This is a genomic window from Bacteroidota bacterium (assembly GCA_016699695.1).
In the GTDB taxonomy this organism is placed as follows: domain Bacteria; phylum Bacteroidota; class Bacteroidia; order Bacteroidales; family UBA10428; genus UBA10428.
Map to the genome: position 1 here is coordinate 564,666 of CP065006.1, position 25,598 is coordinate 590,263.

General features: G+C 40.4%; 23 protein-coding genes. 4 read left to right on the forward strand and 19 right to left on the reverse strand.

Features of this window, described 5'->3' with window-relative positions:
* Positions 1-63: 63 nt before the first annotated feature.
* Positions 64-1,296, reverse strand: a complete 1,233-nt coding sequence (locus tag IPM71_02360; GenBank protein ID QQS51588.1) for a DoxX family protein — start codon at positions 1,294-1,296, stop codon at positions 64-66.
* 22 nt (positions 1,297-1,318) lie between these two features.
* A complete protein-coding gene (tmk, locus tag IPM71_02365) occupies positions 1,319-2,026 on the reverse strand; it encodes a dTMP kinase (protein QQS51589.1) in 708 nt (235 codons plus the stop codon).
* A gap of 75 nt (positions 2,027-2,101) precedes the next feature.
* On the opposite strand from tmk, the gene folP reads away from it, so the two are divergent.
* Both folP and IPM71_02375 read left to right on the forward strand, forming a co-directional pair.
* Positions 2,102-3,001 carry a dihydropteroate synthase gene (gene folP, locus IPM71_02370; protein ID QQS51590.1) on the forward strand — a complete coding sequence of 300 codons (900 nt, stop codon included), beginning with the start codon at positions 2,102-2,104 and terminating at the stop codon, positions 2,999-3,001.
* Positions 3,002-3,016: 15 nt separating this feature from the next.
* Positions 3,017-3,814, forward strand: a complete 798-nt coding sequence (locus tag IPM71_02375; protein QQS51591.1) for a TIGR00159 family protein — start codon at positions 3,017-3,019, stop codon at positions 3,812-3,814.
* A gap of 95 nt (positions 3,815-3,909) precedes the next feature.
* Here IPM71_02375 and plsY read toward each other — a convergent pair whose 3' ends face one another.
* The 13 genes from plsY to crtI (IPM71_02440) all read right to left on the reverse strand — a co-directional run bounded on the left by plsY (position 3,910) and on the right by crtI (IPM71_02440) (position 18,222).
* Positions 3,910-4,548, reverse strand: coding sequence for a glycerol-3-phosphate 1-O-acyltransferase PlsY (gene plsY, locus IPM71_02380; protein QQS51592.1), 639 nt, complete (start codon positions 4,546-4,548; stop codon positions 3,910-3,912).
* Positions 4,549-4,948: 400 nt separating this feature from the next.
* Positions 4,949-6,556, reverse strand: coding sequence for a phosphoenolpyruvate carboxykinase (ATP) (gene pckA, locus IPM71_02385; GenBank protein QQS51593.1), 1,608 nt, complete (start codon positions 6,554-6,556; stop codon positions 4,949-4,951).
* Positions 6,557-6,758: 202 nt separating this feature from the next.
* On the reverse strand, positions 6,759-8,009 hold the full coding sequence (locus tag IPM71_02390; protein ID QQS51594.1) for a DUF1015 domain-containing protein: 1,251 nt from the start codon (positions 8,007-8,009) through the stop codon (positions 6,759-6,761).
* 150 nt (positions 8,010-8,159) lie between these two features.
* Positions 8,160-9,083, reverse strand: a complete 924-nt coding sequence (locus IPM71_02395) for a 3-phosphoglycerate dehydrogenase (protein QQS51595.1) — start codon at positions 9,081-9,083, stop codon at positions 8,160-8,162.
* Between the two features lie 19 nt (positions 9,084-9,102).
* Positions 9,103-10,173 carry a 3-phosphoserine/phosphohydroxythreonine transaminase gene (serC, locus tag IPM71_02400; protein QQS51596.1) on the reverse strand — a complete coding sequence of 357 codons (1,071 nt, stop codon included), beginning with the start codon at positions 10,171-10,173 and terminating at the stop codon, positions 9,103-9,105.
* A 132-nt stretch (positions 10,174-10,305) separates the two neighbouring features.
* A complete protein-coding gene (locus IPM71_02405; GenBank protein QQS51597.1) occupies positions 10,306-11,034 on the reverse strand; it encodes a 2-phosphosulfolactate phosphatase in 729 nt (242 codons plus the stop codon).
* Positions 11,035-11,047: 13 nt separating this feature from the next.
* Positions 11,048-12,130: a glycine cleavage system aminomethyltransferase GcvT gene (gene gcvT / locus IPM71_02410; protein QQS51598.1), complete on the reverse strand. Its 1,083-nt coding sequence runs from the start codon at positions 12,128-12,130 to the stop codon at positions 11,048-11,050.
* Positions 12,131-12,318: 188 nt separating this feature from the next.
* On the reverse strand, positions 12,319-13,074 hold the full coding sequence (locus tag IPM71_02415; protein QQS51599.1) for a hypothetical protein: 756 nt from the start codon (positions 13,072-13,074) through the stop codon (positions 12,319-12,321).
* Positions 13,075-13,084: 10 nt separating this feature from the next.
* A complete protein-coding gene (locus IPM71_02420) occupies positions 13,085-13,741 on the reverse strand; it encodes a carotenoid biosynthesis protein (GenBank protein ID QQS51600.1) in 657 nt (218 codons plus the stop codon).
* Positions 13,738-15,201, reverse strand: coding sequence for a phytoene desaturase (gene crtI, locus IPM71_02425; GenBank protein QQS51601.1), 1,464 nt, complete (start codon positions 15,199-15,201; stop codon positions 13,738-13,740). The genes IPM71_02420 and crtI (IPM71_02425) overlap by 4 nt, the downstream gene beginning before the upstream one ends.
* Complete coding sequence (locus tag IPM71_02430; GenBank protein ID QQS51602.1) at positions 15,198-15,896, reverse strand: lycopene cyclase domain-containing protein; 699 nt, start codon at positions 15,894-15,896, stop codon at positions 15,198-15,200. Before IPM71_02430 ends, crtI (IPM71_02425) begins: the two co-directional genes overlap by 4 nt.
* Positions 15,897-15,916: 20 nt before the next feature.
* The gene (locus tag IPM71_02435) at positions 15,917-16,753 is read right to left on the reverse strand and encodes a phytoene/squalene synthase family protein (GenBank protein ID QQS51603.1); all 837 of its coding nucleotides are present in this window, start codon (positions 16,751-16,753) and stop codon (positions 15,917-15,919) included.
* Entirely contained in the window at positions 16,750-18,222 is a 1,473-nt protein-coding gene (crtI, locus tag IPM71_02440; protein QQS51604.1) for a phytoene desaturase, read from the reverse strand. The genes IPM71_02435 and crtI (IPM71_02440) overlap by 4 nt, the downstream gene beginning before the upstream one ends.
* A gap of 648 nt (positions 18,223-18,870) precedes the next feature.
* Between crtI (IPM71_02440) and IPM71_02445 the strand changes: the two genes are divergently transcribed.
* Both IPM71_02445 and IPM71_02450 read left to right on the forward strand, forming a co-directional pair.
* Positions 18,871-20,733, forward strand: coding sequence for a glycoside hydrolase family 13 protein (locus tag IPM71_02445; GenBank protein QQS51605.1), 1,863 nt, complete (start codon positions 18,871-18,873; stop codon positions 20,731-20,733).
* Between the two features lie 254 nt (positions 20,734-20,987).
* The gene (locus tag IPM71_02450; protein ID QQS51606.1) at positions 20,988-21,938 is read left to right on the forward strand and encodes a calcium/sodium antiporter; all 951 of its coding nucleotides are present in this window, start codon (positions 20,988-20,990) and stop codon (positions 21,936-21,938) included.
* Positions 21,939-22,021: 83 nt separating this feature from the next.
* Here the strand turns inward: IPM71_02450 and IPM71_02455 are convergent, their stop codons facing one another.
* The 4 genes from IPM71_02455 to IPM71_02470 form a co-directional block, all read right to left on the reverse strand.
* The gene (locus IPM71_02455) at positions 22,022-22,804 is read right to left on the reverse strand and encodes a hypothetical protein (protein QQS51607.1); all 783 of its coding nucleotides are present in this window, start codon (positions 22,802-22,804) and stop codon (positions 22,022-22,024) included.
* An 18-nt stretch (positions 22,805-22,822) separates the two neighbouring features.
* Positions 22,823-23,566 (reverse strand): L,D-transpeptidase, encoded by a 744-nt coding sequence (locus IPM71_02460; GenBank protein ID QQS51608.1) that lies wholly within the window; start codon positions 23,564-23,566, stop codon positions 22,823-22,825.
* A gap of 2 nt (positions 23,567-23,568) precedes the next feature.
* Positions 23,569-24,690 carry a L,D-transpeptidase family protein gene (locus IPM71_02465; protein QQS51609.1) on the reverse strand — a complete coding sequence of 374 codons (1,122 nt, stop codon included), beginning with the start codon at positions 24,688-24,690 and terminating at the stop codon, positions 23,569-23,571.
* 84 nt (positions 24,691-24,774) lie between these two features.
* Entirely contained in the window at positions 24,775-25,377 is a 603-nt protein-coding gene (locus IPM71_02470; protein QQS51610.1) for a hypothetical protein, read from the reverse strand.
* Positions 25,378-25,598: the final 221 nt, after the last annotated feature.

The following is a 25,598-nucleotide window of genomic DNA, read 5'->3' on the forward strand; positions in this document are numbered from 1 at the left end:
ATTTATAGTGCCTGAGCCAAAAAAACAGGCTGCAAGTCTAAAAAAATCTGTCCACAACCCGGCTTATTGTTTCTCTATCCGCACCAAAAGTAACAATACAGTAACCAACGACAGCAACGATAGCAAAGAAACCCTGATACTTGCACTGCGCTTGGCTTGTTGTATCTCCTTTATGGAAGTAGAAAGTGTGTTTTTCGCCAAACTCTGCGCATCTGGCAGGTTACGATAATGCCACTTATTTAGAATTACCCCGTCTTTCAACAATACCACTCCGGGGTTCGACCGTATAATGGTTTTAAGGGTAATTTCGTCGGTTGTATGAAAATTGTAATTAAACTTATACTTGTCATTGAGTGTTTGCAGAGAACTGCCCGTTGTAGCCGACATTCCATACACTTCAATTCCTTTTCCCTTTACCTTTCCGGCAAGAGTGTTGATATCACGAAGGGCCTTTTCGTTGGCTTTACTCAAATTGTGCGCGATCACAAGCAATACATAATCAGATTGATACAACACCGAATCGGTAATATCCTGTCCTTCTGTAGTTACAATAGAAAAGTCGTGGATGGGTGGCTGGTAACCCTTTTTTATCAAGGTAGTTTTGCGGTCGACATATTTCCAATTTGTGTCGGAGTAAGGAATATTTTCTACTGCAAACTCTTGCCTTTTGCCTTGTTTTTCATAAATAAAAATATTCTCGTATTCATCCCTGGGCGCTCCTTCGGGTATTTCCATGGACGATGGAATGTGGGTGCCTATTTTATATGGCCTGAAATCGATGGCAGGAAGATTTCGATAGTTATAAATCGAGATTAACAGACTTGATAAGGTAAATACCAGTATCATACCCCATTCGCCAGCCAGGGAGGTAATTGGCCTGAAGCGCTTGCGGTTGAAAAAGATAACCAGTGTTGGCACCATAAAAACAATGTTTTTCCAAAAGGTTTGCCAATTGGTAAGCACCAGTGCATCGCCAAAACATCCGCAATCTGTTACCGGGTTGGTAAGGGCAACAATGAGTGTGAGCAGGGTAAAGAAAGACAAGAACACCAATAAAATTGTAGCAGTGTAGCGCATCACCACCCCCATGAGCAGGTTGAGCCCGATTACCAGTTCGGCAGTGCTTAACAACACAGCCAGAAAAAGTGCCATTGGAGAAAGGTATCCCATACCAAACGCTTCGAAATAATCAGAAAATTTATAGGTTGAACCCAGCGGGTCGATTGCCTTTACAAATCCCGAAAAAATAAAAAGAAGTGCAATAATTATTCGCGAAAAATTTCTGATAGCCTTCATAGCCTTATTTGATTACAATGTTTTAGGTGGATTTTTTGAGTTTTGTCTGGTCTAAAGTCTGGTCGATTTGTGATTTTATTTTCGAAAACACTTCCTGTGGTTTGAGCATGTTGTGAGCCTGATCGGTGCAGTCTATTTCCAGAAAATCGGAATTTTCCTTTATCTGCCAAAGATAAACTTCGCGTACCTTCTTTTGAAATTCAAGATCTGCCTCATGGATATCCTGATTACCGAGAAGGTAATCGCGGTCGCTGCCATTGCGCTTATTTAAAAGACTGTTACGCGTAAATTCGAAGGGTACTTTTAAAAACAAGTTTAAATCCGGAACAGGTATTTTATAATGATTATACTCCAGGTCTTTGATCCAATGAGCCAGTTTTTTCTTCTCAGCCAGATCTGTTAGTTTGGCACACTGAAATGCAATGTTCGAATAAAGGTACCTATCGGCAATCACCGCATAGCCCTGATTGAGCCAATTCCTTATCATCTCCGAGGCATCTTGCCTGTCACCTGCATAGAGCATAGCCACCACATAGGGATCAACCTTGTCAATGGCTCCCAGTTCGCCCCTTAAAAACCGCGAAATCAGCTCACCAAAAAATGGTGCATCGGTTCGTGGAAAGTGAAGAAACTTAGATTTTATCTTTTTTGCCTTAAAATACTCCTCTACCAGGTTAAGCTGTGTAGTTTTTCCAGATCCATCGAGCCCCTCTATCACAATAAATTTCATGCTACAGTTTGAAAGGTTTGCGAATAAATCAATATCTCTTAGCCTTTTACTATTTTTACCCTCACGAGATTTGACATGGCTAAAGATACATTTTTTTACAAAAAACGCACAATTCGCTGCAACAGCAGGATTATTGAGCTGGACAAACCCCTTGTAATGGGTATACTCAATCTTACACCCGATTCGTTTTACGATGGAGGGAAATATACCACGCCTAAGAGTTTACACCGGCACCTCGACCAAATGATTACAGACGGTGCCGACATCATCGATGTGGGGGGATATTCTTCTCGTCCCGGAGCCGCTGATGTGCCACAAAATATAGAACTCGAGCGCATTGAGCCGGCGTTGGAATTCATCCGTACACGTTATCCGGATGCTATTATTTCCATCGATACTTTTCGCGCCGGTGTGGCTTCCGCTTTGATAGAAAAGTACAAAGTTGACCTTATTAACGACATTACAGCCGGAATAATCGAACCTGAAATTCTCGATGTAGTAGCCGAAAATCAAGTAGCCTATATTGCCATGCACATGCAGGGAACTCCTCAGAATATGCAACAGGCTCCGCATTACGAGCACATTGTAACAGATATTATCGATTTCTTTTCGAACCGTTTGGCTGTGCTTCAACAAAAGAAAATAAACGACATTGTGATCGATCCGGGCTTTGGTTTTGGAAAAACCCTCGACCAGAATTATCAACTACTAGCAGGGCTAGATAATTTTCGGATATTCGAATTTCCGGTTTTAGCAGGTCTATCGCGAAAATCGATGATTTACAAACAACTTGGCTCCGGACCTGAAGATGCGCTTGCCGGCACCATTGCTTTGAATACGATTGCCCTTCAAATGGGCACCTCCATTTTGAGGGTGCACGATGTGAAGGAGGCAAAGCATACCATTGATATTTGTGAAAAACTAAAGGCTGAGTCGGAAAAAAGCATTAATTTGCTCACCTCCTTAAAAAGATAAGTATTCTTTTAGATCATGCTTCTATTCATTAACATACGTATTATCGATATTGTCGATATTCTGCTGGTGGCATTTATCATGTATCAGATATATTTCCTGATCAGGGGGACAGTGGCCTTTAGCATTTTTATAGGGATCCTATCTATTCTATTTCTCTATTTTTTTGTCGACCTGCTTCAAATGAAATTGCTATCCACTATCCTTGGTACTCTTATTGGAGGAGGGGCTATTGCGATAATTATCCTCTTTCAACAGGAGTTACGGCGTTTCTTGGTGTATTTAGTAACACGTTATTTCCCCCAGGGACGATTTTCACTCACTCATTTACTTCATCGGAAAATGCATCCCAAAAATGAATTTGAATTAGCTTCAATTCAAAAGGCCTGCCTCAATATGTCGCGAAGCAGAACTGGGGCTTTGATTGTACTTGCCCGTAGTTCATCCTTAGAACTATATGTAGAAACCGGCGATATTATTAATGCCCAGATATCGAGCAGACTGATTGAGAGTATTTTTATGAAGAACGGTCCCTTGCATGATGGTGCCATTATTATTGCAAACAACAGAATTGCAGCTGCCCGTTGCATACTCCCTTTTACCAACAAAACAGAGCTTTCGCCTGTATACGGCATGAGGCATCGTGCAGGGCTAGGCATAAGCGAAAATACCGATGCCCTGGTGATCATCGTTTCGGAAGAACGAGGAAAAATATCCATTGCCGAGCATGGGCAACTACTGCCGGCAATAAAGGAAGATGAACTTTTAGATATTCTGGCTACCAAGTTTGCCCCGGCACCTTTACAAACTGCTTAGACATTTTTGTCTTTTATAATTCAAAACAACCTGCGGTGTCAAAAAAAATGCAGCCAGGTACACTGACTGCATTGAAATATTATTGTTTTGTTTTGTTATCGATTCCTGCGACGGATAATCTTTGCCCTCGACTCTTCGCGGTTTAAAAGCCTTTCGATGTTTTTCTGATGTGTCATAAGCAATACCAGCGAAACAATCATGGAGAAAATAACCAACGAAATTGTAGTGGTATGAAACACAAAGATATTTAGTATCGGAAAGGCAATGCCAGCAGCCATAGAGCTGAGAGATACATAACGGGTAGTAAAAAAAATTACTACAAATATTCCAATACAAATTAGCGTTACCTGAGGTTGTATTGCAAGCAATAACCCCAAAAGAGTAGCAACACCTTTTCCTCCTTTGAAACCTACGTATACCGGAAAAATATGACCCAACACGCTCGCTGCACCAAGCAAGAGTTGCATGTTAATAAAAGAGATACTACCGGGAACCACATCGGCTGGAATATAGGCTAAACTCACTGCAAGGTAACCCTTCAGAATGTCCATCAGAAAAACAGGTAATCCGGCTTTCCAACCAAGTACTCTTACAGTATTAGAAAAACCGGCATTACCACTGCCATGTTCACGAACATCGGTGTTGTAAAACCTTCTGCCAATCCATACCGAAGAAGGAATTGAGCCTAAAAGATAGGCCCCTAAAACCAATAATAACTTAAAAATCAATGACATAATAAGTTTTTTTCGTTTATTAGAGCGTACAAATATAATTAAAAAATAATAAAAGCAAATTTTACTGATTATCTGTGTGTTGTGTAATTAAACTGTGTCGAAACCATGCAAGAACCTAAAAAATTTTTTTTTGTGGACAACATCTTTAATTCCATAAAAATTAAAGGTGAAAGCAGCATATATACGCCAAAGGTTTAAAAAGGTTCTTATGATTGAAAATTCATTCACACAGAAATGACCTTTCTTAGCAGGCTTAAGTTTTGAGATATTTTTAAAAAGGCCTATTTAAAAGAAAAAACATTTCTTAAAAAATGAAAAAATATTTATACGAGTTTTGGCTATATAAAAAAGGTCTGTTTCGGATCAGAAACAGACCTATGACCAGATAGAGTTTAAATTACTAAAGTTGAGGCCCAGCCTTAACCAGTGCTTTTCCTTCTTCGTTATCGGTGTATTGAATAAAGTTTTTAATAAAACGTGAGGCCAGGTCTTTGGCTCTTTCTTCCCAATCGGACGATCTTGAATAAGTATCTCGTGGATCGAGAATTTTGCTATCCACGCCAGGGAGTTCTATGGGTACTTCCAAATTAAAAATTGGAATTAGCTTTGTTTTGGCCTTTTCAATGCTTCCATTCAGTATCGCATCGATAATTCCGCGGGTGTCTTTGATAGAAATACGTTTACCGGTTCCATTCCATCCAGTGTTTACAAGATAAGCCTCAGCACCGTGTTGTTGCATTTTTTTTACAAGCTCTTCGCCATATTTGGTGGGGTGCAGAGAAAGAAATGCCTTGCCAAAACAGGCCGAGAAGGTTGGCTGGGGTTGAGTAATGCCTCGTTCGGTACCTGCCAGTTTTGCTGTAAACCCAGACAGAAAATGGTATTTCGTCTGCTCAAGTGTTAACTTCGAAACAGGAGGCAGTACACCAAAAGCATCGGCACTCAGAAAAATCACTTTATTTGCATGTCCGGCTTTTGATACCGGACGCACAATATTATCGATATGGTAAATCGGATATGAAACGCGTGTATTCTCAGTGACTGAACCATCGGTAAAATCAATCTTTCCATCCTTGTCAACAGTCACATTCTCGAGAAGGGCATCGCGACGTATGGCCCTGAAAATATCAGGTTCTGCATCTTTGTCAAGGTTAATGGTTTTAGCATAACACCCACCTTCAAAATTAAATATGCCCTCATCATCCCAGCCATGCTCATCATCGCCAATCAACTCGCGATTCGGATCTGTAGACAAGGTAGTTTTACCTGTCCCCGATAAGCCAAAAAAGATCGCCACATCTCCCGTTTTACCTTTATTAGCAGAACAGTGCATCGAAGCCATACCGTTGAGCGGAAGAAAATAATTCATCATGGCAAAAATACCTTTTTTCATTTCGCCACCATACCACGATCCGCCAATTACCTGCATGCGCTCGGTAAGGTTAAATACGGTGTATACTTCCGAGTTCAAGCTATGTTCTTTATACTTGCTATTGGTAGTTTTTGATGCATTAAGCACAACAAAATCAGGGTTTCCATAACTTTTTAATTCTTCCTGTGTGGGCCTTATAAACATGTTGGTTACAAAGTGAGCCTGCCAGGCCACCTCCATAATAAAGCGTACTTTCAATCGACTATCGGCATTGGCTCCACAAAATGTGTCGACAATAAAGAGTCTTTTCCCCGAAAGTTGTTTCGCCGAGTTTTCTTTCAATTCCTGCCATACCTCTTTCGATACAGGTTTATTATCGTTGGGCGAAACCGGGTTGGTCCACCAGATAGTATCCCTGGTGGTATCGTCCATTACAATGTATTTATCTTTAGGGGAGCGACCGGTAAATACACCTGTCATCACGTTAACAGCACCAAGTTCAGTAGGATATCCCTTTTCATATCCTTCCAGTCCGGGTTTTAATTCTTCCTCATAAAGCACATCAAATGAAGGGTTATGCACTACTTCTGAAACATTCTTTATTCCGTAGGCCTCAAGGTCTTTGGGTGTGAGCATAAAACTTAATATTTAGGTATTATTAAACATGATTATTTCGGTCAAATAAGCAAAAAAAAACTGGTTTTCAAAACTTTTTACCTGCCGCAGGCCAAAATCCCTTATTATTTAGATTGAATTAAAAGAAGCTATTATAAAAAGCCTGTTACTTACAGAGGTTGTTCTATTTATCTTGCTAATTGAAAAAATCATGTAAATACCATTAATCAAGCAGATGAATTACCAGCCCACTCCGAAGTTTGGGTTCGAACCAGGTGGTTTTGGGTGGCATAATGTTGCCCGAGTCGGCAATATCAATCAGCTGCTTCATACTCACTGGGAACAGGGCAAAAGCTATTATCATTTCTCCGTTGTCGACCCGTTCCTGAAGAACTTTCAATCCGCGAATACCACCTACAAAATCAATTCGCCTGGAGTTTCGAAGGTCTTTGATACCCAATATCGGATCGAGAATCATTTTAGATAACAAAGTCACATCCAAACAATCGATTACATCCTCATCGTTAAAAGTGCCTTCTTTGGCCTGAAGCGAGTACCAGTTTCCTTCGACATACATAGCAATTTCGTGCAATCGGGCTGGCTTAAATACTTCTAAACCCATTTTCTCAATCTTAAATCCTGACTTTAGTGCATGGATAAACTCCTGAACAGTAAGCCCATTCAGATCCTTCACCAAACGGTTATAATCAATAATATTCAATTGATTATCGGGGAAGTGTACGGCCATGAAAAAATTATACTCCTCGGAACCTGTGTGATTGGGATTAGCTGCTGCACGTTCGGCTCCAATGCGCGCTGCAGCTGCTGTACGATGATGTCCGTCGGCTACATAGGTCGATGGAACTTTTTCTTGAAACAGGCGTTCAATTTGCTTGTTTTTACTTTCTTCATTGATTACCCAGAACTGATGCCCAAAACCATCTTCCGCAATAAAACTATATTCAGCCTTCTGTGTGAGAACAACTTCCTCTACAATGGCATCAATTTCAGGTACTGCTTTATAAGAAAAAAATACAGGTTCGACATTAGCGCTCAGATGTCGGGTTAGAATCATCCGGTCCTCCTCTTTATCGGGTCTGGTTAGTTCATGTTTTTTTATCACTCCCTTTTCGTAATCCTCGCAACTTGCGCAGCCTACAATACCATACTGTGTATGCTTGTTCATGGTTTGTGCATAGATATAGAATCTGGGTTCCGGATCCTGCACCAGCCATCCATTTTTTAAAAATAGTTTAAAGCTTTCGACCGATTTTTCATATACTTCAACGGAGTGTATATCTGTTCCTGGTGGACAATCAATCTCGGCTCTTGTTACATGCAAAAGCGAACAATCTTTACCTTTCGCCATAGCCGTAGCCTCACTGCTGTTCATTACATCATAAGGCAGACATGCAAGGTCAGCTGCAATCTTTACCGGCGGACGTAGTCCTTTAAATGGTTTTACTTTAGCCATGAATAAAAATATTATGCAGGTGAAAATTAAATAAAAAGCACACTAATATAGGATGATAAAAAGCAATACCCGGTAATTTGACGAAAAAACGTCTGAATTACCGGGCAAAAATGCTATCTGGCCAAAAAAGCAAAAGTAATTTAGGGCTGATTATTTATTAACCTTGTAGGTGGTATCGCCATTTGCAATAAAAGACACTATTTGCCTGGCAGCTGCCAGTCCTGCATTGATATTAGCCTCTTCGGTTTGGGCACCCATTTTTTTTGGGGTAGCAAAATAGCGACCCTGGTATTTTGCTTCAAGTTCAGCACTACAGTCAGGAGCCACATCGGTTACATACCTGAAGTCTTTCCGGTCGGCAAACATACGTAACAAATCGGCCTCGTTAACAATCTCTTTTCGCGCGGTATTGAGCAAGGTAGCCCCTTCTGGCATTAACATCAGGAGATCGCTATCGATAAATCCTTTAGTTTTTTCGGTGGCAGGGAGGTTTACAGCGATATATTGACATTTTCTGTACAAGTCAGATACGTTTTCTTCACATACAACTCCATCATTCTCAATAATTACTCGATCTACAAAAGGATCATGGGCATACACTTTCATGCCAAGACCCTTACCGATCTGAGCCATAATTTTTCCGATATGACCATAAGCATGCAGACCCAACTTTTTGCTGCGCAATTCAGTTCCGGAACTACCGTTAAATCCGTTCCGGTTTAAATAAATAAGCATGCCTATTCCCAGTTCTGCCACTGCGTTGGAGTTTTGACCGGGGGTGTTCATTACTACTACATTTTTTGCTGAAGCTGCCGCCAGGTCAATGTTATCGTAACCAGCACCGGCACGCACAACTATTTTAAGCTGCGAGGCCGAAGCAATCACATCTTTATCGACAATGTCGCTGCGAACGATCATGGCATCTACATTTTTTACGGCGGCTAATAACTCCTCTTTCGATTTGTATTTTTCGAGCATAACCAGTTCATAACCGGCATCGCTGCATATTTCTTTTATTCCATCTACAGCTGAGGCTGCAAAAGGTTTATCGGTTGCTAAAAGTACTTTTGTCATTACTTTACGGGTTAATCGATTATAACTTGGCTTCAAATTCTTTCATCGCATCTACCAATACCTGCACGCTGCTGATAGGCATTGCATTGTAAATAGATGCCCTGAATCCTCCCACAGAACGATGTCCTTTAATTCCATCAATACCTTTAGAAGTAGCAAGCGCAAGGAATTCGGCTTCTTTTTCTGCGTATTCGGATGCCATCACAAAGGTTACATTCATAATCGAGCGGTCTTCGGCATTGGGCACTGTGGCAACAAAAACTTTGTTCCGTTCGATTTCGTCATAGAGCAGGTTGGCCTTGGCTAAATTCCTTTTGTATGCTGCCTGTAAACCACCTTCATTTTTAAGCCAGCGAAGGTTCAACATGGACGAATAGACCGGTAGGCACGATGGAGTATTAAACATCGATCCCTGGTCGATATGGGTTTTGTAATTAAGCATCGTAGGAATACTGCGTTCAACTTTGCCCAAAACATCGTTACGGACAATGGCCAACGACACTCCGGCGGGTCCTATATTTTTCTGCGCACCAGCATATAAGATGGCATATTTCGAAATATCGAAAGGACGACTCATAATATCCGACGAAGCGTCTGCGACAAGTGGAATGGATACATCCAAATCTTTCTTAATTTCTGTACCGAATATTGTGTTGTTGGTTGTAATGTGGAAATAATCCGCATCGGTAGGAATCACGAAATTTTTGGGAATGTAGTTATAGGTTTTATCTTTCGAGGAAGCCACCACTTCTACATCACCAAATAGTTTGGCTTCTTTAATTGCTTTCGAAGCCCATTCTCCAGTATCGAGATAGGCAGCCTTTTTACTAAGTAAGTTATAAGGCACCATACAGAATTGCAAACTAGCACCACCGTGAAGAAACACTACCGAATGGCTTTGTGGTACATCAAGTAGTTCGCGCACCAGGTTTACAGCCTCATCCATAATAGCAATAAACTCTTTCGATCGGTGCGACACTTCCAGAATGGAAAGCCCACTGCCGTTAAGGTTTAATACTCCTTTGGCTGTTTCCTGAATAGCATATTCGGAAAGAATAGATGGCCCTGCGTTAAAATTGTGTTTCTTCATAAAGATTTGTTTTTATTGTTAACTCATTAACAACTTGTAATTGGAGATGTAAAGTTATAAAATAATTAGGGCGAACAATGTTATTTGAATAACAATATCGGTATAAAAGTTACAAACAGTTTGTAAACAGAATTACAACCGCGACACGTCAACAATGTAGTTCTCTTTTAAGGCAGGAATAATGCGCGTAAGATCAGGTGTATGGCAATATTCAATTACATCATCGAGGCCGTTTTTAGCCAGACGATGACGCTGTGCACTTTTGCCAATGTAGGCCATAAGGTCTTTGCTCGCCAGTTCCCATAAATCGATAGCCGCTTGGGTCGAATCACAATCGGTATAGTAGTCGGGGTGCTGCAACATAATCTTAGCAAGCGAACCGGCAAACAAACTGTCTTCGATGTTGAATTTACTTTTCCATCCAGCACAGAGAATAATCAGGTCGCGATTTTCGTTTATTACAAAATCGGCCAATGCCTGCTGATTCAGATAGGATCCAATGAGAACACGGTAACTATGGCTTGCCATCATGATACAACGTGTGCCATTGGTGGTGCTGTATACAATATCTTTTCCTTTTACTCTTTCAGGTGTAAAATTATAGGGCGAATTGCCGAAATCGGCAAAATCACGCACGATGCCATCACGCTCGGCAGCCACCATGTACCCAAGGTCTTTTAGTTCCTGAGCTTCTTCGAGTGTAGCAACCGGCATGATACGGTCGACCCCATTCATAAAAGCAGTGACAATGGCCGAGGTTGCCCTCAGAATATCAACCACCACTACAATGGCCGAATCTTTTTTAAACACTTCGTAAGAAGCCGGTGTGAAACAAACTTCGATATTTCTTTTTGGAGACATGAGACCTGATTGATTAAATGAATGGTAGTTTTACGACCATGGCTTCGAGATTCTTGTTGCGCACCTGTACAAAAACAGTATTGCCTGTGCCAGAATGGTTGCTGTCGATATAAGCCATGCCTATTCCTTTTTCAAGAATAGGCGACATGGTGCCCGATGTAACTACTCCTATTGATTGACCATTTTTATCAACAAGAGGATATCCGTGTCGTGGAATTCCCCGGTCGATTAGTTCTATGCCGACAAGTTTGCGCGACACACCCTCTTTTTTCTGTTTTGCAAGCAATTCCCGGTCAATGAAGTTTTTATTCTCTGCAAACTTTACAATCCAACCAAGACCAGCCTCTATAGGCGAAGTGGTATCGTCTATATCATTTCCATAAAGGCAATAGCCCATTTCGAGCCTAAGGGTATCGCGGGCAGCCAGTCCAGCCGGTTGAAGACCAAACTCCTGACCTGCCGTAAAAAGTGCTTCCCAGATTTTTGCGGCATCGGCGTTGTAACAATATAGTTCGTACCCACCTGCACCAGTGTATCCTGTAGCAGAAATAATTACCTCAGCTGCTCCTGCCACGGGACCAACGCTAAAATGAAAACTCTCTATTCCATCGAGGCTACAAGTAGTGAGCTGCTGTAATATCTGCCTTGCCATGGGACCTTGCAATGCTATCAAGGAGATCTGGTCGGAAGCATTCTCCAGCTCGGCACCAAAAGTATTGTGCTCGTTCATCCAGTTCCAGTCTTTATCGAGGTTGGCTGCATTGACAACAGCCATGTATTTATCCTGCTCAAAGTGGTAGATAATCAGGTCGTCGACAATGCCACCCTTTCCGTTGGGCATGCATGTATACTGTGCCTGACCCAACGCCAGTTTCGATACATCGTTGGTGGTGATTTTCTGAAGCAGAGGCAATGCTCCCGCACCTTTAATCCAGAACTCGCCCATGTGCGAAACATCAAAAATACCAGCAGCATCGCGTACAGCCATGTGTTCTTTAATTACTCCCGAATATTCAAGTGGCATATAATATCCGGCAAAGGGCGTCATCTTTGCTCCCAGCTGCTCGTGCTGTTTGCTTAACATAGTATACTTCATAATACTTCGTCGATTTAGCGATGAATATTTTATTAAAAACAAATGTAAACAAACGGTAAAAACGTCATCCTGACTTTTAACATGCCAAAAAAGACTTTGGATTTACCCTTGCGGCACACAAAAACCTGAAACGGCATCAAAAGTAGATTGTTTTTACGAAAATCAAAGAGTAAACTCAAAAAGACTTTTTACTGTGATGGAGACATCTTGCTGAGTAAGTCGGGGTACAATTCATCGCGCACCCAAATAAAATCAGGATATGATTTTAGCAGCGATTGATAATGCTCGATTGCTTTCTGGTTTTGACCTGTTTCGCTTAAGATTATTCCTACCCTGGCCTGAAGCTGAAGGTACTGCCAGTTAGTTTGATGTTGAAGGCTGCTCTTCATAAGTGAAAGAGCTTGTTTGAAAAGTTGGAGAGTTTTTAGCTTATCGCCTCCAAAACTGGCAGGCATAAAATAATAGGCATTTCCCTTTTCTATCAGGCCTTGTATATTGTCGGGATCTTTTTCAAGCGATTGGTTGATGAATTTCATGCTTTTAGGCCCAAGGTATACTGTTTTCAGAGAATTCATTGTAATCTCGAATCCGAGCCAGGCGCCCTGATAGGCCATTAGGGTAGCATTTTCAGGATACTTTCCACTCAATTGTTCTAAAAGATCCCATCCTTTGTCGAGGTAAAGCTCTGCCTGATCCGTTTTTTTTTCGGCAAGCAACCAGCCTACGTAGCCATAATAGCTATTGATAAGTGCAAGTTGGTTATTGAAAGTGTTTTTTGTTTTTGATAATTCCTGACTTTTTATGGTTGCCAGCCACAAATCGCGGTCTTTAGAAAGGTAAGCTCTGAATAATTCATCATTGTAATCATTCTGACCAAAGGTGTTGGTAGCAAATAAAGCAAGAAGTATAAATAAAAGCGGAAATCTGAATTTCATTCTTTGCATAACATGAGTTTTAGCCTACTATCAAGTCAGCAAAGACAATTAAGGATAGAAATACAATCTGAATCAGAAAAAGGATTCTGGCAAAATTGTTCTTTGTGTCGACTTTCAAGAAAACCAATATGATTTGAAAAACCAATGAAGTTATAAACCAACCTACAAAGTTCAGTAAAGGTGGATAAGGCCTGTCAAAAGACCACATTTGCATGGCAGGGGCTGCAAATTCCAGAATCAGGTCGTAGCAAACCATCAGTAAAGAAGCGCCCAAAACAATCACCGACTTGTTTTGAGAGAATTTCACCATCATGGCATTGGAGCAATACACCAGCAGCATCCAATTAATTCCTATAAGTAATGGCACATCAGCCAGTTTCAAGCCAAGCGATTGATGGTAGGTATAAGTGCCAAAAATTAGCCCTGTGTGCACGCCTACAATTTCAACTACAATTCCTAAAATGGGTATGAGCAAAAACGCCAGCCAGAATTTCGATGTGCGATTCTTATGTGTATATAGCAGAGCAAAAAACGCCAACAAAAGCGAAAAAGGAATACTATAAAAAAACAAAGCTTTTAAAGGAGGTACAACAAACAATGTAATTCCTACCAAATAAAAGAAAACGAAAGTGTAAGGCAATCCAGCGCTACTGATTAAGTAGATTAGCTTTTTCATTGGGCTGCTGGTATTTCAGAATCGACAATTCGGGCACTTGCCAGACATAGTGGTATTCCACCCCCCGGATGCACACTGCCACCCACAAAGTACAGATTTCTGAATTTGTTTAAAAAATTTGGGTGGCGCAAAATTGCAGCTAGCTTAGAATTTCCGGAATGCCCATACAAGGCTCCACCTTTGCTCAGCGTTTTGCTTTCGATGGTAACCGGACTTAATACCTCTTCTGTCTCGATCAGAGAGTTAATATCAGTATGAAGAATCTTATTTATTTTTTCAACCACCCGTTTGCGTGTTTCATCAATCAGCTTAGGCCAATCCTGACCCGACACTACAGGTGCATTCACCATCACAAACCAGTTTTCGCAGCCTTTGGGAGCATCGTTTTTAACAACTTTAGAACTTATAAAAATGTAGACTGTCGGGTCGTAAATAATGGTTTTCTCTTTAAAATAAGCTTGGAATTCTTCTCTGTAATGCCTGCTAAAAATGATATTGTGCAAATCGAGTTCAGGAAATTCTTTGCGAACGCCCCAGTAAAAAATCAGTGCTGATGAAGATGGTTCCATTCTAGCAAGCCTTTTTCTTAGAGGATGGCGAAGCATGTTATCGGCCAGGTAACTCACATCGCTATCGGAGCAAACCAGGTCAAATGGTAATTCCAAATCATTAGCCTGTATGGCGGTAATCCTTTTCCCTTTTGTATGCAAACGGCTTACAAGTGTATTAAAATGAAAACGAACCCCTTTATCTGTGGCAATTTTAAAAAGATGCTTTGCGATGGCATACATACCTTCTGAAGGAAAATAAGCCCCCATGTTATTCTCCAAATGACCGATTACATTAAGGGTAGCAGGTGCCCGGTATGGGTCGGAACCGTTGTAAGTACCATATCGGTCGAACAATTGAACCACTTCGGGGCTGTGAAATCGTCTTTTGTTCACTGAATGCATGGTGCTGAAAAGATTGACCCGATCGAAACGCAAAACCGCTTTAAGCACATTCATCTGAAAATAATTGCGCCATCTGTGCAGCGAATTAAACAGAAATATAGGCGCTGTCTGACGGTATAACACCTCCACCTTACTGAGATGCCGTAAAATATTCTCGGGCTTCTCGCCTACTTGTTGTTCGCATTCGTGTGCAAAACGCTCCGGATCGGCATAAGCATTGATCTGTTTCCCGTTTGGATAGAAGTATTTGCATACTATATCGAGCTTTTCATAAGCAAGCCTCTGGACCTTTTCAATTCCGGAAAGTTCTTGTATTTCGTCTAGTAATTGCGGTAATGTAAATAGCGAAGGGCCTGTATCGAAACGATAACCATTTGTTCTTATTTCGTTGAGTTTGCCCCCCGGATAGGAATTCTTCTCAAAGACATCCACCTGATGGCCTTTAATTGCCAGACGGATGGCGATGGCTAATCCACCAATTCCTGAACCTATTACAGCTACTTTCATTGTGGAGTAGTTTTTTTGAAACGCTTTTCGAGTTTTTCAAGCAAAAACAGGTTCAACAAAATAAGGCTAAAAGCAAAAAAGAAATCTTCGAATGGAATAGTGCCAAATCTCCATCCTATGATTTCCTGACTGTTATACCAGACAATTTCACCCTCAATCCCAGTTCCGGTGAGTATGCCATTCATTAGGGTAAAGGGTACACACAATACTGGAAAAACCAATAAAAACCGACCAAATAGTTCGGAGTGCCAACGGAGGCTTACCAGACTTACCAGCGCAAAGAATAATAGATTCACTGCGGTGTAGCTTCTGTCGAAATATACAACAGCCAATGCAATTGCCGGAAAAATAAGGGCATAACCTATCTGCCTGGCGATTTTTTCATTGAGATGATACTTTGGAAAGTGAAATTTAAAGACATAATAGGTAAAAATGCAACAGTAAGGTACAATAACAAAGAACAACCACTCTTCGAGGGGAAGTTTTAGAAGAAGTACATTTAAATGATAATCAGGATTAAAACCCCAAACTCCTCTGTATGCAAAAATTATATCCCAAATTAAAAAGGGAATCATGCTTAATACGATGGCAGCAAAAACAAAAATCCATCGTTTGTATAGCTGCAAGTTATTCTCAAAACTTAAAGCCAGTGGCACAGCAATAGCAATTATTTCAATTAGCAGATAAAGACTCATATTTCGATGGGTTTGTATTATCAGACTAAATTGGCCTTTACCGAAAAATAAGCCTGGTTAAGCAATAGTATTTTATGGAAGTTAGAAATACGAATACGGCTTTCCATAATGTGTTTGGGCTTAGTACGTTTTATTTTGCGCAATAACGAAAGGTAATAGAGGTAGGCAGTGTATACACCAGTACGTGAAGATTTTGGCAGCTTCAGAATCCCCAGACGAGCCTCTTCAAAATCCTTAGTAATGTCATCGATAATGTTTTTAAGAGTTTCGTGGTTGAGGCTTTTTTGCCTCAAAATAGGAAAATAGGTTCGTTGCAATTCGGTAACATCGTTGTTGAGGTCGCGTAAGAAATTGACTTTTTGAAAAGCCGATCCCAGACGCATCGCAAAGGGTTTAAGTTCATTGTATTTTTGTTCGTCGCCATAAACAAAAACCTTTAAGCACATAAGGCCAACTACATCGGCCGAACCATAGATGTATTCAATAATTCCTTTCTCGTCGTATTCTTTTTTGTGTAAATCGTAGCGCATGCTTTTTAAAAATGCCTGAATAAGTGCGTCGTCAATCTGGTATTTTTTCACTGTAAGCTGAAAGGAATGCAATATTGGATTGAGGCTGATTCCCTCGCGGTAAGCAAGGTAATAACTTGCTTCAAAATCATTTAATAGCTTTTCTTTGTTTGTATCATGAAAAGTATCTACAATCTCATCGGCAAACCTCACAAAACCATAGATGCTAAAAATATCATTCCGTATAATGGGATCGAGTAAGGAAACGCCCAAGGAAAAAGAAGTGCTGTAACTGTTGGTAACCAATTTGCTTATTTTATAGGTAACCTCGTCGTAGAAGCCTGTCATGAGTTCAGTTTTTTAAGTTTCGACAACACAAGCTCAGCTGCAATTTTACCCGAAATGAGCGAAGGAGGCACCCCTGGACCCGGAACAGAAAGTTGACCAGTGTACATGAGGTTTCGGATTTTTTTACTTTCGAGTCTGGGCTTCAAAAATCCGGTCTGCAATAATATGTTGGCCAAACCATAGGCATTGCCTCTGAATGCATTGTAATCGCGCTCAAAATCGGATATACAATACGATTTTTTCAGAATAACAGCATCGCTAATGTTTTGTTTAATCATTTTCTCCATCCTGTTTATTATCTGATCAAAATACTTGTCGCGCAATTCAGGTGTGTCATCAATTCCAGGAGCCAGAGGAATTAAAAAAACCGCATTTTCTTTTCCTTCCGGGGCTACAGAGGTATCGGTAATACTTGTAAAGCTAGCATAAAAAAGTGGCTTTTCCGGCCATCCTGGATTGTCATATATCTTGGAAGCGTGCTCTTTAAAACTGGTGTCAAAAAAAAGTGTGTGGTGCGACACATTTTTTATTTTCCGGTCGAAACCTACATAAAACAGTAACGCGGATGGTGCCATTACACGGCTTTTCCAGTATCGATCGGAATAGTTGCGCAATTTTTTGTCGAGCATCATTTCGGTATGGTGGTAATCGGCACTGGATATCACAAAATCAACTTCTCTTTTTTTTCCATTTACCAGAATGCCCTTAATGGAGCGTTGTTCCAGCAATATTTCCGAAACAGGACTGTTTGTTTCAATTTTAACACCTAAACTCTCAGCCAGTGAAGCCATGGCCTTCACCAATTCGAAAAAACCTCCTTTGATGTACCAGGTGCCAAGGTTCATGTCGGCATGATTCATAAGGCAATAAAAAGCTGGTGTTTTTTCGGGCTTGGCACCCAGAAACAAGACCGGAAACTCCAGAATTTGGGCAAGCTTTTCGCTTTTAATGTGCTTGCGCACAACTCCACTGATGGAAGTAAAAAACTGTCTTATTCGCTTTACCGTTGCCCAGGTAACAAGCTCGAGAGGCGATTTACCGGGTTTATACACTACACTGCTCATGGCAGCCTGGTAATTAAATGCCGAATCGTCGAGGAACTTCTTCAGGAACCTGCTACTGCCGTACTCTTCTTTCTCGAATGCTGCAAAAATCTTCTCTTTGCTGGCACTTATTTTAATGGAGTCTTCAACACCAAAATAGACTTCGTAACCCGGATCGAGGCGCTCTAATTGATAATAGTCCGACGCCGATTTTCCAAAATCATTAAAAAAACGTTCGATGACATCGGGCATCCAATACCACGATGGACCCATATCGAAAGTAAAGCCATCAACTTTTAGCTGCCGTGCCCTGCCGCCTATACCTTCATTTTTTTCATAAACTGTTACTTCGTGACCGGTTTTTGCAAGGTAAGAAGCAGCCGACAATCCGGAGAATCCTGCACCTATTACTGCTATTTTTGCCATGTAGTTTGTTTAATGTTTTCGTTTTTTTATACAACAAATTAACAAACGGTTCTAATTTAAGTTGAAAGATAGTTACACTAATACTATTTGAGGTTAAATCTTTTTGAAGATTTCCACTCATAGGGTTTTTGAAAGTATCTATTCCAGAAAAATTATGGCAATGACTTTTGCTACATTATAATTTTGAATCCGAAACACTATTGTCCGGTTAATTTTTCGACAGTTGGGCTAAAGCCATTAATCAGTGTTACATCAATTACCCCTGGCTTAAGCCAGGGGCATCAGAATAAAACAAAAAAATATTTTTACCTTAATTATAACTTGCTTATTTTCAGTCAGTAAAATCTAATAGATAATACATATCATCATTTTTGACAATTTACCGGACAATAGTGATCCGAACTATTTCTTTCCATAAAATAGCGCGGCAGGCATTGAATGGGTCTATATCTGAGAACAACAAACTTCGAGCATAATATTTTGTATTTAATTGATTATAGACACTTTATAAAACAAGGTGTTGATTGAAAAATAGACAGTGATTAATATTCGGGTTTTGTTTCTGGACATTTCATTCAATCCAATTTACATTTGCTTCCATTAAGGTAAAGTATAATCTTAAGGTTCAATTCAACTCATACTAAATCGATGAATAAACTGTACGCTTTTATTATTGTCGCTGTTAGCTTTTTGCTAAGTAATTGCCAGGGGAATATCAATGCAGATTCAAATCCCGACTTTGATCATGATGAATTTGTTCCCCGCTGGGCAAAAGAAGTGGTCTGGTATCAGATATTTCCTGAGAGGTTTTACAATGGTGATACAACCAACGACCCTACTGTTGATGACATTGCCGGTGCCGATCCGCAGGAGCTTCCGGAGTTCTGGCAGATTCACCCATGGACCAGCGACTGGTATGAACTCAAGCCTTATGAATTGCAAAACAAAAAAGTGCCACTTTACCGTTATCAGCTGCGCCGACGCTACGGGGGCGATATTCAGGGCATAATCGAGAAACTTGATTACCTGAAGGATTTTGGAATTACTGCCATTTATTTTAATCCTTTGTTCGATGCTCCTTCGCTGCACAAATACGATGGTGCCAGTTATCACCATATCGACCCGAATTTTGGCCCCGACCCTAAAAGTGACCGCGAGCTAATGAAGACTGAAAACCCCATCGACCCATCGACCTGGGTATGGACCAGTGCCGACGAGCTGGCACTTAAAATGATTCAGGAAGCACATAAGCGAGGAATGCGGGTGATATTCGACGGTGTGTTCAATCACATGGGCATCAACAGTTTTGCTTTTAAGGATGTAGTAGAAAAACAACAAGACTCACCTTACAAAGACTGGTTTATCATAAAAAGCTGGAACAATGACAGTACAGGCGAAAAATTTGCATTCAATGGTTGGTTTGGCGTGCAGTCGCTGCCCGAGTTGAAAGAAGACAGCAGCGGCATCGTAAAAGGACCAAAAGAATACATTTTTGCTGCCACAGAGCGTTGGATGAATCCTAAAGGCCAGGGCATAGAAAACGGTATCGACGGTTGGAGGCTCGATGTAGCTTTCTGTGTGTCGCATAATTTCTGGAAAGATTGGAGAAAGCATGTGCGCTCTATCAATCCGACAGCATACCTTACTGCCGAAATTGTGGACAAACCAGAAGTAGTGAAAGCTTATCTGCAAGGCGATGAGTTTGACGGGGAAATGAACTATAATTTTGCCTTTACCTGCATGGAGTATTTTATTAACCCCGATAGCATGCGTATCTCGGCTTCGGAATTCGACCAAAAGCTCAAAGAAATGCGTGATATGTACCCCTCAGGAGTTGCCTATGTACTTCAAAACCTTTATGGAAGTCATGATGCCAACCGCTTAGCCTCGCACATTGTCAACCGTGGAATTTGGAATTATCGAGACTGGGGCAACTATTATGGCAAATCGCAGGTAGGATCGAATCCTTTCTACAATGTGAGTAAGCCAACTGCAGAAGATTATCAATTGCAAAAACTGTTGGTGATTATGCAGATGACTTATGTAGGAGCACCCATGGTATATTATGGCGAAGAAGTGGGTATGTGGGGCGGTAACGACCCAGACTGCCGCAAACCCATGATCTGGCCCGAGTTTAATTATGACGATGAGGTCTATAACCCCGATGGAACAACACGGGCAGCTGAGAAGGTGGAAGTGAATAATGATCTGTTTAACCATTACAATAAACTGATTGCCATACGCAACAGCCGAAAAGAATTGCAACTGGGCAGCTTTGAAACCTTGTTAACCGACAATGCTATGGATGTTTATGTTTTCAGCCGCGAGTATCAGGGCAAACAAACAATCGTAGCATTCAATAATTCTTCAGAGCCGGTAAAAATTCAAACTGCCCTGGCAACCGATAAAACATACAACGATCTCTTAAATGGTGGCAGCAGTAAGGCAAAGGACGGCCAATTGGCGCTTGAAATTCAACCTAAATGGGCGCTGGTACTGGCATCGGAATAAAATATTCGTAGTTCAGGTTTACAGTTAAACTGTTTTTTAAGTTAGGTTGAAGTTGGGGGCATGCTGAAAGGTATGCCCTCACTTTGTTAAATGCTCTCTTTTAAACAAAAAAAATCAACTTTATGTATAAAACCATTCAAGTTTGATTTTACTATATTTGCTCAATGTTCAATTGCGCAGCTGTGAATGATGTTTTTTGTATAAACATCTTCATGGAAATTGGCAATAGGTAGTTTAAATAAAAATCGAAAGCAATGGTACTTCAATTCATTCTTTTATCAATTGGATTTGCAGTTTTAATAAAAGGGGCAGATTGGCTTGTGAATGGCTCCGTTTCCATTGCCAGACATTATAAAGTTTCGGAATTGATTATTGGCTTAACCATTGTCGCCTTTGGCACATCATCACCCGAACTGGTTGTGAATATTATCTCATCGATAAAAGGCTATTCCGACATTACCATGGGAAATATCGTGGGAAGTAACATTTTTAATCTCATGTTCATTTTAGGTATATCAGGTCTTGTATTTCCTCTTATAGTGAATATAAAAACGATTTGGAACGAAATACCCTTTTCGTTACTGGCCGCTGTGATGATTCTAATTTTAGCAAATATCGCCTTCTATCCGAATGAAATTAAGATGATTGACCGCATAGAGGCTGCGATTCTGCTAATAAGCTTTGCTTTTTTTATGTTTTATATTTTTCGCGACATAAAAAAAAACAAAGTAACCTACGACTCAGATGTCAAAAAGATAAAACCATCTATAGCCGGTTTATTGATTCTTATTGGCCTTGCCTTTCTAGTAGTTGGAAGTAAACTAGTGGTAGACAGCGCAGTGAAAATCGCTCAGTATTTAGGTGCCAGCGAAAAGCTCATAGGTGTCACCATTATTTCAGCCGGCACCTCCCTGCCCGAATTGGTAACTTCTGTTGTGGCTGCCATCCGCAAGAAAAGCGACATTGCCATAGGCAATGTCATCGGTTCTAATATCTTCAATATTTTCTTTATTCTGGGTATAAGCGCACTCATTAGGCCAATCCGATACAATCCATCGTTTAATTTCGATATCTTGTTACTGAGTGTTGCTACCATTGTGCTCTTTCTATTTATGTTTAGCGGAAAAAGACACAAACTCGACCGATGGGAGTCGGGCATCCTGCTACTAGGCTACATTGGATACATCACATACCTGCTTGCTTAAACTAGCTCAATGGAGGCAAATTTTTGAGAGGTTTACAAATTGTTCAAGAAAACATAAAAATTGCTATTCAATACCCATTTTAGTTACAATCGGATCACCACCCAAGATTGAGTAGGAAGAGCGCGATAAATGGCACGAAGTTCATCCATTGGGATTTCCAAAGTAAGTGTTGGATAGAAATCGTGCTTTTGTATCTTCATGAAGTTATTCAGTCCAAACTGAACATCGTTGTGGATAATGTGCGAGTAAAACTTGAAATGCTCCCACTTATCTTCAAAGCTCACTCTCCTATCCTGTTCCAGAATTACCCGGATTCCATAATTAAGTTCCATAAGAAGAAAAGCCGGTTTTTGCACCAAGGTATCGGGTTGATAAGCGTTGGCTGCTGCTTCAATGGTATCTTTAGGCGCCTGCCTTTCTACTATGGGTTCTTTCACAATGGTTGCAAACTGGGTTTGTATGGCAATAGGCTCATTAAATAACCAGGCATACTGTAGATTCGATACCTTGTCCAGCAGTGCATCACGTTTTATTTTCAAGGCTTTGCTTTCGTGAATCTTAACCCCTTTGATATACAAGCAGACAGTACTGTCAGGGAGATTGATTACCAGTTGAATGGAATCGTTTTCGGCAAGTTTTAGCAATGCTTCTTTGTAAACTCTTTCCTTTAGCAATGGAGTAATATCCTGATGATTCAGAATGCTGTCGAAGCCTGTTACAAGAATCGAATCAGAATTTACTAAACCTTCAAGAGAAGCTTTCTTATGCAGGGGAGCTATTGCAAGACTAATAAGGAAAGAGAATAGCACAAGCACAAATAAAACCAAAAACCATCGAATTATAATTCGCCAGAGGTTGCCTTTCATATCGTCGAAGTTAATTTTTTAATATATATATACTTTCGAACCTACAGCCATTGAATTGTATATCAGTTTCAGATTCTCGTCGTTTAACCGGATACATCCGTGAGTAACCGGAAGACCGAGAAATCGTTGATACAATGTGCCATGAATCAGGTAGCCTTGTCCAAGGCTCAGGGCATAATCGCCAAGAACCCCATATTCGAAGCGTGTATGATGATTAGCCGATGGAACTGGCATTCCTTCCTCCACAAAAGCCCAGTCTGGCTTTTTCCATACCGGCGAAGTCGTTTTTCCATGAATCCGGAATTCGCCCTTTGGTGTTTTAAACATCCATTGCTGCTGATCGCCGGCTTTTAAAAGTACATAGCTTCCGGTTGAACATTTATCCTTTTTCAATTGGGCATTTCCCTTGTACAAAACAAATTCGTTCGAAGAACTGTTGATTACCAAATAGTAAGAACGTGGCACCTTCGAGGCAAGTTTTTTATCGATTTTTGCTATCTCTTTGCTTATTGATTTTTTGGCTTTATCAATTTTATCCTGTTCGGTCAGCACAGTTACACTTTTCTCAAAAGGCGCTTGCAAGAGTATATTTCTCACCAGTAGAGGAACCGAAACCAGAACCACTAATACCAAAACAGGTTTATAAATGGCAAGCAGAAACCTTTTAATTCCATTCCACACTACAAGAAAAAATCCCTTAATCTTTTCCAATCCTTTTTTAGCCCAATTTAATAACAACGCCTTCAAATCTGCTTCTGTCATATCTATTCCTCGTTTAATTGTTCCTTGGGAAAAATCTCTTTCAGTGGTTTCATTGAACCAACAATTGTGACTTTTGTACCCTCGCTGCAAGTCGCAAACAGTTTATCCATTTCGGAATCGGTCAGAGCCACACAACCATTTGTCCAATCAGCCCCTTTGCCACCATTCCCATGAATTTCTATAAGATTTCCAATTTTTGCACCCTTTGGCACCGTTCCATTCTTTTTGTTTTCTAAAAACCTTTTCTGATCATCCTCATTGGGGTAATCGAGCAAAAGTGCCTTGTGGTATATGGTTGAGCCGTTGGTTAATTTTTTTACTATTTTATAATGCCCCTCAGGAGTTTTTTTATCGCCTTGTTGAATTTTTGTTCCTACCCAGTTTGGGCCCAGCTCTACATCGTATTGTTGTATTTCACGACCATTCTTGTAAACAAAACACTTGCGAGCAATTTTGTCTACAATAATGCATGTTGTTTTGTTTCGTCTCGAATAAGAAATGGTTTGGTTGACCCATTTTTTCCATTGCGAATAATTTTCGAAATAGGCTTCAATCTCAAATTTGTAAAATCCGTTCAGTTCATCAAAGATTTTTTGTGCGGCATCAAGTTTCACTTTGCAGGCATGATAATCGGCCTTTTCGTATAGCAAAATGCCTTCGTGCAAAAGAAGGTTGCATTTCACCAAGTTTTTTCTATCCTTTCGTTCGAATGGAAATTTGTCGTATTTTTTTTCAAAATCGTTGAGTTGTTCCTGAAGAGAAGATACTCTGACACCCAGTAGCTCTTCGGAGCTGGAAATTGCATTTCGGGTTTTGTGTATGGCAGTTTCAGCATAATCAAATGCCTCCAGGGCAAGCACTCGTGCTCTTTCGTAGTCGCGAAAAAGAAAAAATCGTTGATTCTCCTGTTGCCAGTAATACATTGCAGAATCGTAATAACTACTCGCAACCTTGTACGACTCACGCGCATATCGGGGTGAGCGTAACACATTGGCAACAGCTAGTTTTTTACGTGCCTCAGTAATCTCTTGATGAGGTGGTTCGATGCCCGAAGCAACAACTACCGTATACACAATCAAAGAGATAAATATAAGTGCAACCGCAAAAAACAAACGTCGTTTCATCAATCAATGCTTCGGTTATTTATAAAAAGCCCCGGTTGAATAACAACCGGGGCAATCAAAAAGATTTAAATGAACTGAAATATCTTACCTTCTGGCTTGGTATTTAGCAATTACATCGTTTAATTCGGTGTTGATTGAAGTTGCTTTGTCTTTAGCAGCTTTAGCTTTGTCAAGAGCACCAAGAAGATCGCCAGCGTCAAATGTAGCAGTAGCTTCAGCAACAGCCACTTCAATTGCATCAAGCTCGTCTTTCATAGCAGCAAGAGCAGCAGCACCTTCTTTACCTTTAGGAGCTTTTTTCAATAACTCGCGGTTGGTTGCGATAAGAGTAGTAGTTTCGGCAATGGTATTGGTTGCTTCCACTTTTACTTCTTCTTTGCGGGTTACAGCTTGTACTTTTACTTCTTGAGCAAGAGCAGTTACACCAGCAAGACCTTCGCTAACTTTTGTGTACTTTTTGAAAAGTTTTGATTTTTGCGCTTCAACTTCTACCATTACGGCGTTCATTGAATCTTGCACAGCAACAAAATTAGCAGGAACATACAAATCAGCTTGAACAGCTTTAGCTGAGTCAATAGCAGCATTAGCAGCGTCAATTTCAGCTTGTGGCAGTTTAGCACAACTTGTAAACAGAATAGCTGACATACTCAAAGCAGCAAGGCCAAGGAAAAGTTTGTTTTTCATCATCTTTAAATTTTAAGGTTGTTCGTTATGTTTGTATTTAATTTTCAGTTCTGCAAAGCTATATGAGATTTATTAACTATGCAAGAATAAAATTTTCGATATTTTGACGCAAAGAATACAATAAGTAACACAAAAAATAAAAAAAATTATTTCTCTGCCAATCAGTGCAATACAAACATTTTTTGGCTTAAGTTATTATCTTTGATAGAAATCGTATTCAAACT

Excerpts from the sequence above, each read along its gene's own strand:
- IPM71_02360 (QQS51588.1), bottom strand. The coding sequence starts at position 1,296 with ATGAAGGCTATCAGAAATTTTTCGCGAATAATTATTGCACTTCTTTTT.
- tmk (QQS51589.1), bottom strand. The coding sequence starts at position 2,026 with ATGAAATTTATTGTGATAGAGGGGCTCGATGGATCTGGAAAAACTACA.
- folP (QQS51590.1), top strand. The coding sequence starts at position 2,102 with ATGGCTAAAGATACATTTTTTTACAAAAAACGCACAATTCGCTGCAAC.
- IPM71_02375 (QQS51591.1), top strand. The coding sequence starts at position 3,017 with ATGCTTCTATTCATTAACATACGTATTATCGATATTGTCGATATTCTG.
- plsY (QQS51592.1), bottom strand. The coding sequence starts at position 4,548 with ATGTCATTGATTTTTAAGTTATTATTGGTTTTAGGGGCCTATCTTTTA.
- pckA (QQS51593.1), bottom strand. The coding sequence starts at position 6,556 with ATGCTCACACCCAAAGACCTTGAGGCCTACGGAATAAAGAATGTTTCA.
- IPM71_02390 (QQS51594.1), bottom strand. The coding sequence starts at position 8,009 with ATGGCTAAAGTAAAACCATTTAAAGGACTACGTCCGCCGGTAAAGATT.
- IPM71_02395 (QQS51595.1), bottom strand. The coding sequence starts at position 9,083 with ATGACAAAAGTACTTTTAGCAACCGATAAACCTTTTGCAGCCTCAGCT.
- serC (QQS51596.1), bottom strand. The coding sequence starts at position 10,173 with ATGAAGAAACACAATTTTAACGCAGGGCCATCTATTCTTTCCGAATAT.
- IPM71_02405 (QQS51597.1), bottom strand. The coding sequence starts at position 11,034 with ATGTCTCCAAAAAGAAATATCGAAGTTTGTTTCACACCGGCTTCTTAC.
- gcvT (QQS51598.1), bottom strand. The coding sequence starts at position 12,130 with ATGAAGTATACTATGTTAAGCAAACAGCACGAGCAGCTGGGAGCAAAG.
- IPM71_02415 (QQS51599.1), bottom strand. The coding sequence starts at position 13,074 with ATGCAAAGAATGAAATTCAGATTTCCGCTTTTATTTATACTTCTTGCT.
- IPM71_02420 (QQS51600.1), bottom strand. The coding sequence starts at position 13,741 with ATGAAAAAGCTAATCTACTTAATCAGTAGCGCTGGATTGCCTTACACT.
- crtI (QQS51601.1), bottom strand. The coding sequence starts at position 15,201 with ATGAAAGTAGCTGTAATAGGTTCAGGAATTGGTGGATTAGCCATCGCC.
- IPM71_02430 (QQS51602.1), bottom strand. The coding sequence starts at position 15,896 with ATGAGTCTTTATCTGCTAATTGAAATAATTGCTATTGCTGTGCCACTG.
- IPM71_02435 (QQS51603.1), bottom strand. The coding sequence starts at position 16,753 with ATGACAGGCTTCTACGACGAGGTTACCTATAAAATAAGCAAATTGGTT.
- crtI (QQS51604.1), bottom strand. The coding sequence starts at position 18,222 with ATGGCAAAAATAGCAGTAATAGGTGCAGGATTCTCCGGATTGTCGGCT.
- IPM71_02445 (QQS51605.1), top strand. The coding sequence starts at position 18,871 with ATGAATAAACTGTACGCTTTTATTATTGTCGCTGTTAGCTTTTTGCTA.
- IPM71_02450 (QQS51606.1), top strand. The coding sequence starts at position 20,988 with ATGGTACTTCAATTCATTCTTTTATCAATTGGATTTGCAGTTTTAATA.
- IPM71_02455 (QQS51607.1), bottom strand. The coding sequence starts at position 22,804 with ATGAAAGGCAACCTCTGGCGAATTATAATTCGATGGTTTTTGGTTTTA.
- IPM71_02460 (QQS51608.1), bottom strand. The coding sequence starts at position 23,566 with ATGACAGAAGCAGATTTGAAGGCGTTGTTATTAAATTGGGCTAAAAAA.
- IPM71_02465 (QQS51609.1), bottom strand. The coding sequence starts at position 24,690 with ATGAAACGACGTTTGTTTTTTGCGGTTGCACTTATATTTATCTCTTTG.
- IPM71_02470 (QQS51610.1), bottom strand. The coding sequence starts at position 25,377 with ATGATGAAAAACAAACTTTTCCTTGGCCTTGCTGCTTTGAGTATGTCA.